This window comes from Maribacter sp. C-4077, from assembly GCF_055378385.1.
Genome location: NZ_AP038807.1, coordinates 3,853,538 through 3,865,386, shown reverse-complemented (window position 1 = coordinate 3,865,386; position 11,849 = coordinate 3,853,538). Strand labels below are relative to the sequence as shown.

Genomic DNA, 11,849 nt, shown 5'->3' with positions numbered 1-11,849 from the left:
ATAAATGAAAACGGTAAGGATTTTGGCGGTTGATGATCATGAAATGACAACTTTAGGATACAAGTATATCCTTGAAGATTCAGAGTTTGAAGATTTTACCGTGAAAGTGGATATAGCTAAAAGTTATGATAGGGGTAAAGAAAAAATAGAGCACTCTGCACGAACTCTCCCCTATGATATTATTCTATTGGACATTCAATTATTCCCAGCTGAATCCAAAGATCCAAGATCTGGGGTAGATTTGGGTAAGTTGGCGAGGGAAATCGTACCTGACTCCAAAGTAGTTTTCATGTCATCTTTCAGTGATAGCTATAGAATCAACAATATTTTCAAGGCCGTGAATCCCGATGGTTACATGGTAAAATCGGAAATAGATGAAATGTCCCTAAGAACCATGGTGGATACAGTTGTAAAAAAACCTCCATACTATACGGCCAGTGCCTTAGGAGCGGTCCGTAGGAGAATGGCCAGTAATATTGACATCGATGAGCAGGACCAAAAAATTCTTTATTATTTATCCTTGGGAACAAATACGCGGGATATAGCCCCGTTGATAGCATCGGCAAATACAACTGTAGAAGCGCGGAAACGACAATTAAAGTCCATATTTGGAGTCAAAAATGGTAATGATCTTGCACTAATAGAGGAAGCCAAAAAAAGAGGCTTCTTATAACTAACTTTTGTTAAATTTTAAGTAGTTGATTTTCAGTCAATTATTTAATTTTATTTCAGAATATCAGAATATCCTCATAAATTCTAAGGTTTTCCTAAGTCCATCGGATTTTCTTTACGGCTATCTTTATGATAAAAGCTTCATAAAGTATGCACTTCAAACCACATAATTACCAACATATTTTTTTTGAAAATGCAAAATGCTCGGATGCCGTTGGTGGCTTGGAAGAATTTAAAAAATCTATTGAATTAGGGTTCTTTGCCGATGTGACCCTAAAAACATCCGGTACATATAATCAAAAATTGGATTTGGTTGTGGAATTGGATTGTCCATTAAATCTATTGGATGTACTAGGCCACTTCAACAAAGGACTTTGGGGAAGTACCGAAGCTACAAATTTCGTTTTGGCTCAATGTTTCAATGTACTATTGGAGCAAAACAAAGAGTTAGAAATAGACATTCAGGAATTTACCCTTTACCTTAAGGATACCAATGTAATCATCAAGAATATATATCGGCATAGCATTCCTGATCAGTTCAACAACATAATTACAGAAATTGCAGAACACTACGTATCAATAACAAAAGGACTTACTGTACAGCCCGAGGAAATTTTCATTCCTGTTTTTGAAGACTCATTGACAAATCCATTTGACTGCCATTTTCAGGAAAAGCTTCCACAGCCAACCTCGTATAACGAATATTGGGGTATCTATTTGGATACCGCCGAGGAAGGGGAAATTTTTGATGTTCGGCAAAAAAAATTCATTTCCGCAAATCTTGATTATTTTTTATACGAGTAAGAAATTCATTAGTGCTGCCAAGGTGTTTAATCTAAACTATTCCTTTGGTCTCTGTCTCGGTTATAGCATCAGGTTGTTCACATCCTAAATGGAAACAAAAGGCTAAGACCAAGACAAAAGGTCTCATCTCTTTATTCTTGTAGCGCAGCGGTCTTGATTTCTGATACCTCTACGGCTCTGCCTCGAGGTAGATAATTAAGCCTTAACGGTCATTTCGTTGAATATGGCCCTACCTCCCATCATCGCATTCACCTGCTTCCGTACTTCGGAGATTACCTGAGTATCCTCTGGGTTTGTAAGAACCTTATCTATCAAATCCACAACTGTTTTCATATCGTCTTCCAACAATCCCCTTGTTGTGATGGCCGCAGTTCCAAAACGTATGCCAGAGGTTACAAACGGTGATTTATCATCAAAAGGAACCATATTCTTATTTGCGGTGATATCGGCCAAGACCAAGGCTTTTTCGGCATCCTTTCCAGTAATTCCCTTGTTACGAAGGTCGATCAGCATCATATGATTTTCGGTTCCCCCTGAAATTATGTTATAATCCTTGGCTACAAAAGCCTTTGCCATGGCATCGGCGTTCTTCTTTACCTGTGTCATATACACGCCAAATTCCTCGGTAAGGGCCTCACCAAAAGCAACGGCCTTAGCGGCGATAATATGCTCTAAGGGACCACCTTGATTCCCTGGAAAAACCGCCAAATCCAATAAAGCGGACATTTTTCTTAGACTACCGTTTTTTAAAGTAATCCCAAACGGATTGTCAAAATCCTTGCCCATTAAGATCAAGCCTCCCCTTGGTCCCCGCAATGTTTTATGCGTGGTGGTGGTAACGATATGACAATGGGGAATTGGATCGCTCAATAGACCTTTAGCAATTAATCCTGCAGGATGCGAAATATCGGCAAGTAAGATTGCCCCAACACTATCGGCTATCTCCCGAAACCTTTTAAAATCCATATCTCTCGAATAGGCAGATGCTCCCGCTATGATCATTTTTGGTTGCTCCCTTTTTGCGATTTCCTCGATTTTATCGTAATTCAAGGTTCCGGTCTTTTCGTCTACACCATAAAAAACAGGATTGTATAATTTACCTGAAAAGTTCACTGGTGAGCCATGGGTAAGGTGCCCGCCATGCGATAAATCAAAACCTAGTATAGTATCACCAGCTTGTAGACAGGCATGGTATACGGATGCATTGGCCTGGGAGCCGGAATGCGGTTGTACGTTCGCATATTCTGCACCAAACAGTTCCTTTGCCCTATCTATGGCCAATTGTTCCACTTCATCAACTACTTCACAACCACCGTAATAGCGTTTTCCAGGATATCCCTCTGCATATTTGTTGGTAAGTACGGAACCCGCAGCCTCCATAACCTGTGGGCTTACAAAGTTCTCTGAAGCTATCAACTCAATACCATTTGTTTGACGCTTTCTTTCCGCTTCAATGAGTTCAAAAATTCGGGTATCCCTTTCCATGACTTTATGAATTTTAATTCTTGTGCAAAAGTACAATATGCCCTAATTTCTATTACTATAAAATTTAGCATGTCTATATATTTTTATTAAACAAGCGTTAATAACTAAAATGTGGGAATTCATACATGGTACCTAAAAAGAAATTAAAAAGTACCGTTCATTCACTTTACACTATTCTTTATCCTTTTTCGTTATGTATGGGAATATTTCTGGCATAGGTCTTGAAATATGACATTGAAACCCATAAAGTTTTAGTTATGAAAAGATTTCTACTATTATTTGGAATAAGTGCTTTTTTACTTTCATGTAATGGAGTAAAAAGGACTCAGGAGGCATTGAATACAGGAAATTACAATGCTGCCATTAACAAAGCGATCGTAAATATTGCTGAAAACAAGACAAAGAAAAGTAATCAGGCATTCATTGTCCTTTTGGAGGAGGCCTATCAAAAGAATACGGAAAGGGAACTTCAAAACATCAAGTTTCTAAAAAAGGATGGCAACCCGGCAAATTATGAAAACATTTACGAGTCCTATGTTCGATTAAAGGAAATACAGGAAGGGATCCGACCCTTACTTCCTTTATACATCATGGACGAGGGAAGGGACGCCCGATTCAATTTCAATAACTATGATTCCGATATTATTGCCTCCAAGGATTATTTGTCGGATTATCTATACAACAATGCTGTTGGTCTTTTAGGAAATGCAAGATATAAAAATGAATATAGGGAAGCTTATGACGATTTGAAGTATTTAGAGGAAATCAATCCAAATTATCGGGATACCAAAGATAAAATGGACGAAGCCTATCAGAAAGGTTTGGATTTTGTCCTGGTGGAAATGGTAAACAATACGGATAAGGTCATCCCCCAACGTTTGGAGGATGAATTATTGAACCTGAATACCTATGGGTTGAACAACCTCTGGACCGAATATCATACCAATAGGCTTTCCAATATAGATTACGACTATTTGATGGAGGTTTCCTTTCAGGACATTAACATTTCACCTGAGCAGGTAAACGAAAAACAGATCATAAAGGAAAAGCAGATCAAGGACGGATTTCAGTATGTGGAGGACCAAAATGGCAACATTGTCAAGGACAGTCTTGGAAACAAGATCAAGGTGGACAAATTTAAAACCGTGCGTTGTGATTTCTACCAGTTCACCCAGTTCAAAAGTGCCCAAGTAGTTGGAGTAGTCAATTTTACGGATTTACGAAAACAACAGCAAATAAACCAGTATCCTTTGGCAAGTGAATTTGTGTTCGAACATGTTTATGCCAATTACAATGGGGATAAAAGGGCCTTGGACAATGATCTTTTACCGTTTTTACAAGCGGCACGGGTACCATTTCCAACGAACGAACAAATGGTCTACGATGCCGGTGAGGATTTAAAGAACAATCTAAAATCCATACTCACAAGACAACGGTTTAATTAAAAAAGGAACTCCGCTTTTGCGGAGTTTTTTTATACATATTTTTCCAAGCTGATATCGGAGATTCCTCCATGCGAACTATGCGCCACTACCACCCCGTTTTTAATTATCAATAATTGGGGAGACTGATGCAAAACTTCAAACCTCTCCGCAATTTCGTTGGAAATAGCCCTAAACGCATGTAAATCCAAAAAGTAGAGGTCCATTTGGGAGGGTTCTAAAGAAAAAGACGCATTGAACATGTTCAGCACCATTCTGCTCACCCCGCAGGTTGTTGAGTGCTTAAAAATAGCCTGAGATTTATTTTTTGATTTTGCTACGATTTCCTCCAATTGATCTGGATTGTTAAGGGTAATCCACGGGATGTCATTATTTCCATCCTTTTCAATGTTACTATTTTTATTAAAAAAATTCCCGAATAATGCCATCTTAAACTAACTTTAAATGATTGCTTTTAACTTTTAGTCAAAACTGACTTTATGTCTTTAAAAAATTGACTTCGCAGGACATTTTGTCCTATTATTTCAATTGGTAGGATTGTTGAGTACTTCCTTACAAAAGTAACATTCAACACAAAATTTACATATATGAACTTTAATAATTTCACCATAAAATCCCAGGAGGCCGTACAGCAGGCCCAGGTTATTGCCCAGTCATTGGGACATCAACAAATTGAGAACGAACATCTTTTCAAGGCCATAACAGAAGTAGAGGAAAATGTGGTTCCCTTCATTTTCAAAAAGTTGGGACTTAACGCCAACCTGATAAAACAGATTTTGGAGAAGGAGTTAAATTCCTTTCCCAAAGTGCAGGGCGGCGACATTATGCTTTCTCGTGAAGCAGGTAAGACCGTAAATGAAGCTTCCATCATTGCCAAAAATATGGGCGATGAATATGTCTCCATAGAGCACCTGCTTTTGGCAATCTTTAAATCTAAGAGTAAAATAGCCCAGATTTTAAAGGACCAAGGGGTTACGGAGAAAAATCTGCTAGCTGCCATCAATGAATTACGGAAGGGTACCAAGGTGACTTCTCAAAGTGCGGAGGAAACTTATAATTCATTGAACAAATATGCCAAAAACCTCAATGAATTGGCGGACAGTGGAAAATTAGACCCGGTTATTGGAAGAGATGAAGAGATAAGAAGGGTATTGCAAATCCTATCAAGAAGGACCAAAAACAATCCCATGCTGGTTGGGGAACCCGGAGTTGGTAAAACGGCCATTGCGGAGGGATTGGCGCATAGAATCGTGCAAGGCGACATCCCCGAAAATTTGAAGGACAAAGTCATTTACTCCCTGGACATGGGTGCCCTTATTGCGGGAGCCAAGTACAAAGGAGAATTTGAGGAGCGTCTAAAGGCGGTAATTAAAGAGGTCACGAGTGCAGATGGTGCCATAATCTTATTTATCGATGAAATCCATACCTTGGTAGGTGCAGGCGGAGGACAAGGTGCTATGGATGCTGCAAACATTTTAAAACCTGCCTTGGCAAGGGGCGAGCTTAGGGCTATTGGCGCCACAACTTTGGACGAGTATCAAAAGTATTTTGAAAAGGACAAGGCACTGGAACGTCGATTCCAAAAAGTGACCGTGGACCAGCCCGATACGGAAAGTGCCATTTCCATCCTCAGAGGTATCAAGGAACGCTATGAAACCCATCACAAGGTGCGTATAAAGGATGAAGCGGTAATCGCTGCGGTAGAATTATCCCAACGCTACATTACCAATAGATTTTTACCGGACAAGGCAATTGACCTCATGGACGAGGCGGCATCAAAATTGCGTATGGAAATCAATTCCAAACCAGAGGAATTGGATGTGCTGGACAGAAGGATCATGCAGCTTGAAATCGAAATTGAGGCCATAAAGCGAGAAAACGATCAATCAAAATTAAAATCGCTCAATTTGGAACTCGCCAATGTAAAGGAAGAACGAAACGAGATTTTTGCCAAGTGGGAGACTGAAAAATCGGTTGTGGATAACATCCAAAAAACCAAAATGGACATTGAAAACTTTAAGGCCGAAGCGGAACGTGCGGAGCGTAATGGAGATTACGGAAAAGTAGCTGAAATACGATACGGTAAAATCAAGGAGGCCCAGGAAAACCTTGCAAAACTGCAAGAAGAACTGGACCAACAGCAAAATGCTGGCACACTTATTAAAGAAGAAGTGACCAGCGAGGATATCGCCGAAGTGGTAGCCAAATGGACCGGTATTCCTGTGACAAAAATGTTGCAAAGCGAACGGGAAAAACTTTTGAACCTTGAAAATGTCTTACATAAAAGGGTTGTGGGGCAAGACGAGGCCATTCAGGCAGTCTCCGATGCGATTCGAAGAAGCAGGGCCGGTTTACAGGATATGAAAAAACCGATTGGTTCCTTTCTTTTCCTGGGTACCACGGGTGTTGGTAAAACGGAGCTGGCCAAAACCTTGGCGTCCTATTTGTTCGACGATGAAAATGCCATGACCAGAATCGACATGAGCGAGTATCAGGAAAGACATTCCGTTAGTAGATTGGTGGGTGCTCCTCCGGGATACGTGGGCTATGACGAGGGAGGTCAGCTCACCGAAGCCGTAAGGAGACGCCCCTACTCCGTTGTGTTGCTGGATGAAATTGAAAAGGCACATCCGGATACCTTTAACATTTTGCTACAGGTTTTGGATGAAGGAAGATTGACGGATAACAAGGGCCGTGTTGCCGATTTTAAGAATACGATCATCATAATGACCAGCAATATGGGTAGCCAGATTATTCAGGAGAAATTTGAAAACTCCACGGATATCCATAGTGCATCGGAAGCGGCACGAGTGGAAGTTCTTGGGCTGTTGCACAAAATGATTCGGCCAGAATTTTTAAACAGAATCGACGACATCATCATGTTCACTCCGCTGACCAAAGAGGATATCAGGCAGATTGTCAAGCTTCAGTTGGAAGGCTTGAAAAAAATGTTGGACAAACAGAATATTACCTTGGATGCTACCGATGAGGCCATTGATTACCTGGCGGAACGTGGATACGAACCACAATTTGGCGCAAGACCCGTAAAAAGGACCATTCAAAAAGAGGTTTTGAACACTATGTCCAAGGAACTCCTAAGCGGTAAAATCAAATCCGATAGTGTGATTCTATTGGATGCATTTGACGACGAACTGGTCTTTAGAAACCAGAACGATTTGGTCATGTAAATGGATTTTTAAATCTAAAGACACCCTGAATATATTTTCAGGGTGTTTTTTTATTCGTATTATATACCATGCAGTATTGTTTTTTTATCTTCGTATAAAACATTGGAACATGTCCACCAAAGCTGAAAAAACCACTGCCTACATCATTGAAACAGTTGCCCCAATTTTCAACAAACACGGTTACATAGGTACTAGCATGAGCGACCTTACGGATGCAACGGGTCTTACAAAGGGAGCACTTTACGGTAATTTTGAGAATAAGGAAGCCTTGGCGCTTTCGGCGTTTGAACACAATAGCAAGATACTCTTGGATGCTTTGGACAAGGCCATTGGGGTTTCCGGTTCTACCATGGACAAATTAAAGAGTCTCATGGATTTCTATAAGAAATACGACACTTTTACACTTCCCTTGGGTGGATGTCCTGTTTTGAATGTTGGGGTCGATGCCCAGCATAACAATAAACTATTGGCTTCGGCAGCTAAGGAAACTATTAAGGAAATAGAGGGGAAAATCGCTTTGGTATTGGAAAATGGTGTCAATAAAGGGGAAATCAAAATACCGGTATCCCCGCTACAGTTTGCCAAGCAATTATTTACCATGGTTCAAGGTGCCGTTGCCATGTCTACCATAACAATGGACCGAAAGTATCTCCTGAACACCATGACCTATTTGGAAGTGCTGGTAAAGCGGGAATTATAGCACGTACCACATTCTTCTATAAACTCCTTTAATAAGGAATTATTCACCAACCACCCGGAATATCCAGGTCTTATCCGTATACTTTCCTCCAAAATTGGAATCCCGTGCGGACCTTGCTTCGGATATGGAATCGTACCGGGCCAAGAATACGTAGTTGTATTTGTTCGTCTCTCTATAAAATGATCCCGGGGTCAGGCCCTTTTTCTGCAAATCAGCCATAAAGGCGTCGAAATAACGTTTGGTACCAAAAACATTGGCAATTAGATAATAGCCAGGTTCCAAGGTTCCCTGTTTGGTCACTTCCTCATAACGCTCGCCTTTCTCGGGGGTTACGACCTCTTTCCTTGCAGCTTCGGCCTCCGCCAATTTTACTTGTGCTATAGAATCTTGTTTGCGCTGTTGTTCCAATGCCAAGGCTTCTTCCATGGCCTTTTTGGCTGCATGGGTAGAATCGATTTTTCTTTGTTGAGCTATTGCTTGGGCTTCCGCCAAGGCCGCATTTTCCTTGGCAAAATTTAATGAATCCCGTTTTCTTTGGACTTCTAGTTTTGATGCTTCCATGGCCAATTGCTCCAATCTAGTTGCTTCCCTTATGGAATCTTTTTGCCGCTGGCGTTCCAATTTGGCCATTCGCTCCTCCTCTTTTTGTGCTTCACGCTGTGCCAGTTTTTCGGATCTGGTCAACTCTGGTTCAACGGGTTCGTCAACAATAAGCTCTTCCTGTGGATATCGTTCTTCTGAGGATAATGGTCCCAATTTATAGGATGTGACCAATTCAAAGGTAGGGTCGGTTCCTTTTAGGTCATTGGAAACACCAAATTCCACCAAAGCACCCAGTGAAAAGCGTTTAAAAAATCGGCCTCCAGCACCTCCTGAAATTCCATAAAAACTATTGTAACCCAGTTGCGTCCAAAACTTGTTTGTACTTAATAGGGCATTAATTCCCAACTGGGAATCAAAACCGGGTATGGATTTGTAATAGATGGTTGGTCTTAAAACCGAGTTTTCATCCGACGAAAGTATACCTACCGGAAAATCGTAACTGGCGAGGGCCAGGAATATCCGTCCGTCGGTACTGGTATTCCTTTCGTTCGTACTGATATTGTAATCCATTAAATTTTCCGAGGACAGTCCCAAACTAAACTTATCGATCCGTACATTGATGCCCGGTGCCATTTGCACAATGAAATCATTGGTGATTTCGGTCTGTATCGGATTTGGTATGAAAAACCGTTGGTCCGCCAATTTTTGCTGAAACCCCAAAATATTGATTCCAACTCCCAAACTTGCCGTTTCGCTCAATGGAATATTATAGGCGTAATTGGCAACGATACCTGTATTAATAAAGATTTCCGTATTCTGCTGAAAGAATCCCAAACCTGCCGTGGAAAGCTCGTTCAGACTATGGGAGTAATTAAAAAATAAGCTCGTTGGGTCACCATCAACGGTCTGCCATTGCCACCTTGACCAGAATGCAAAAGAGGATGGATCGTTCCTATCCAATGCAAAGGCCGGGTTCAGTAGACTGGAATTGTATTCCGTTAAATTGTGCTGTCGATAATCACTAGGAAGTGCAACATCCTGAGCATTTAAACCAACAACTACAAAAACAATAAGAAGTGCCCCACAAAATTTATTCATATGCAAAAAAACAAAAAATAGCGGTGTAACGTACTATTTTAAAGTAAATTTAGTTCTGTATAAACGCAATTGTTAACGCTGAACTATGAATGTACTAAAGATTCTATCAATTTGTCTTTTGTTGACTATTTTTTCCTGCAAAGAGGATACGCCTGTTGAAAAACAGGATGCGAGTTCGGGTATTTCCACCTTTTATTTTATAAGACATGCAGAAAAGGATAGAACCGATCCAGAGGATGCAGACCCAGAACTCAACCAAAGTGGTCTGGGAAGGGCCATGCATTGGGCCGAAATTTTAAATGAAGTGGACTTGGATGCCATTTATTCCACAAATTTCAACAGGACATCCATGACAGCGGCACCAACATCGGTGAAAAAGAACATTGACGTGCAATACTACGATCCAAGAATTTTGGATATAGACCAGTTTAAAAAGGACAATCTAAATAAAAATGTTCTTGTCGTAGGCCATAGCAATACCACACCAGAATTTGTAAACTTACTTTTAGGTGAGGACCGATATGCTCCCATTGACGACGCTGAAAATGGAACCTTGTTCATAGTGACCATTGTAAACGGTGTCCCCTCAAGTACCCGATTGGTTTTTAATTGTAATTGCCCCGATTAACTTTCACGTTTTCCAAGGTAATATTTGAAAGTAATTCCAATTGGTTGTTTACAAATAGACTGTCAATGTTGTAGATGGACGTATTCTTTAATTTGGGTTTATAATTTTTATAGTCCACAAACCTGATATCGCCCACATAACGTTCGTTATACGCTTCACGAAAACGCTGGCCACCTCCATTAACATGAAATTCATAGGCCAAATAATCGGGTTTAAAGGTTTCCGTATGGAACCAATAGATGTAAACATCGTCAAAATCATCTCCGCCGCCTTCTTCTTTAAAGGTAACCTCGATTTTGTAATACGATTTGCCCTTAATGTCGACTTTACCCAAAAGCTTCTTCTGTACGGCCCTGTCGTTCAAACCGTAGGGCAGATTGGCAAAATAATGCACGGAGTTCACGGAATTGGCATAGTTGTTTGCTAGAGAATCGGTCAATACAATAAGACTGTCATTTACAAATCGCTTAAATCCAGAGGGTTCCTTTCTATCCAAAATAAGGGCCGTGTCACTTTCTATAATCCGCTCCAAGACTTTATTTCCATTCTCCAATTTTGAACTGTAATGAATGTCCCTAAAGTCAAAGTCGATATTGGACTTCGTATAGTTACTCCCACCGCTTACTTGAATACTTTGGTCTATTATTTCTTGGGCTGTGGGAATCTTTTCCTTTACCTCACAGCTCATAATAAGGCCAAGTAAAACGAAAAATGAAATAATTCTGGTCATTGATGTTTTCATGCTTAATCGTATACCTATCGGATTCATTACAAAATAAATGCAATAAAACCTTATATCGCTTAAATGTGCTTATTTTTGTGGGAAATGCAAAAGAACATCAACATAAAAAATAAAAGGGCACGCTTTGAATATGAGCTGTTGGAAACCTTTACGGCAGGTATCGTACTAGCGGGAACCGAGATAAAATCCATCCGGTATGGAAAGGCTTCCATAACTGAAAGTTTTTGCGAGTTCAATGACCGTGGAGAACTTTTTGTTATCAATATGCAGATCGACGAGTATTCCCATGCATCGCACTTTAACCACAAACCCAAAGCGGAGCGTAAGCTCCTTTTGAACAAACGGGAGTTGAAAAAATTGCATAAAGAGGTCAAAACGACCGGACTTACCATAGTTCCGTTGACCCTATTTATCAATGACCGTGGTCTTGCCAAAATACAGATTGCTTTGGCAAAAGGTAAAAAGCTTTACGATAAAAGGGAAACCATTAAGGACAGGGACAATAAGCGTAACCTGGATCGTATAAAAAAGAGCTTTAATGCCTAAC

General features: G+C 40.4%; 11 protein-coding genes. 7 read left to right on the top strand and 4 right to left on the bottom strand.

Annotated features, from left to right (window positions below; all coding sequences use genetic code 11):
* Positions 1–4 precede the first annotated feature (4 nt).
* Entirely contained in the window at positions 5–673 is a 669-nt protein-coding gene (locus tag ACZ41C_RS16810) for a response regulator (protein WP_464563090.1), read from the top strand.
* 149 nt (positions 674–822) lie between these two features.
* The gene (locus tag ACZ41C_RS16805) at positions 823–1,476 is read left to right on the top strand and encodes a hypothetical protein (protein ID WP_464563088.1); all 654 of its coding nucleotides are present in this window, start codon (positions 823–825) and stop codon (positions 1,474–1,476) included.
* 195 nt (positions 1,477–1,671) lie between these two features.
* On the opposite strand, the gene glyA is transcribed toward ACZ41C_RS16805, so the two are convergent.
* Positions 1,672–2,961: a serine hydroxymethyltransferase gene (gene glyA / locus ACZ41C_RS16800; RefSeq protein WP_464563086.1), complete on the bottom strand. Its 1,290-nt coding sequence runs from the start codon at positions 2,959–2,961 to the stop codon at positions 1,672–1,674.
* 257 nt (positions 2,962–3,218) lie between these two features.
* On the opposite strand from glyA, the gene ACZ41C_RS16795 reads away from it, so the two are divergent.
* Positions 3,219–4,406: a hypothetical protein gene (locus ACZ41C_RS16795; RefSeq protein WP_464563084.1), complete on the top strand. Its 1,188-nt coding sequence runs from the start codon at positions 3,219–3,221 to the stop codon at positions 4,404–4,406.
* Between the two features lie 29 nt (positions 4,407–4,435).
* On the opposite strand, the gene ytxJ is transcribed toward ACZ41C_RS16795, so the two are convergent.
* Positions 4,436–4,831: a bacillithiol system redox-active protein YtxJ gene (ytxJ, locus tag ACZ41C_RS16790; protein WP_464563082.1), complete on the bottom strand. Its 396-nt coding sequence runs from the start codon at positions 4,829–4,831 to the stop codon at positions 4,436–4,438.
* Between the two features lie 159 nt (positions 4,832–4,990).
* Here ytxJ and clpB point away from each other — a divergent pair, with 159 nt between their 5' ends.
* The gene (clpB, locus tag ACZ41C_RS16785; protein ID WP_464563080.1) at positions 4,991–7,591 is read left to right on the top strand and encodes an ATP-dependent chaperone ClpB; all 2,601 of its coding nucleotides are present in this window, start codon (positions 4,991–4,993) and stop codon (positions 7,589–7,591) included.
* A 109-nt stretch (positions 7,592–7,700) separates the two neighbouring features.
* The gene (locus ACZ41C_RS16780; RefSeq protein WP_138258172.1) at positions 7,701–8,291 is read left to right on the top strand and encodes a TetR/AcrR family transcriptional regulator; all 591 of its coding nucleotides are present in this window, start codon (positions 7,701–7,703) and stop codon (positions 8,289–8,291) included.
* Between the two features lie 39 nt (positions 8,292–8,330).
* Here the strand turns inward: ACZ41C_RS16780 and ACZ41C_RS16775 are convergent, their stop codons facing one another.
* Positions 8,331–9,932: a PorP/SprF family type IX secretion system membrane protein gene (locus ACZ41C_RS16775; protein ID WP_464563077.1), complete on the bottom strand. Its 1,602-nt coding sequence runs from the start codon at positions 9,930–9,932 to the stop codon at positions 8,331–8,333.
* Positions 9,933–10,017: 85 nt separating this feature from the next.
* Here ACZ41C_RS16775 and ACZ41C_RS16770 point away from each other — a divergent pair, with 85 nt between their 5' ends.
* Positions 10,018–10,560, top strand: coding sequence for a SixA phosphatase family protein (locus ACZ41C_RS16770; RefSeq protein ID WP_464563075.1), 543 nt, complete (start codon positions 10,018–10,020; stop codon positions 10,558–10,560).
* On the opposite strand, the gene ACZ41C_RS16765 is transcribed toward ACZ41C_RS16770, so the two are convergent.
* Complete coding sequence (locus tag ACZ41C_RS16765; protein ID WP_138258169.1) at positions 10,538–11,290, bottom strand: DUF6503 family protein; 753 nt, start codon at positions 11,288–11,290, stop codon at positions 10,538–10,540. The two genes, ACZ41C_RS16770 and ACZ41C_RS16765, sit on opposite strands and share 23 nt — an antisense overlap.
* Before the next feature lie 96 nt (positions 11,291–11,386).
* Between ACZ41C_RS16765 and smpB the strand changes: the two genes are divergently transcribed.
* Positions 11,387–11,848 carry an SsrA-binding protein SmpB gene (gene smpB / locus ACZ41C_RS16760; RefSeq protein WP_138258168.1) on the top strand — a complete coding sequence of 154 codons (462 nt, stop codon included), beginning with the start codon at positions 11,387–11,389 and terminating at the stop codon, positions 11,846–11,848.
* Position 11,849: the final 1 nt, after the last annotated feature.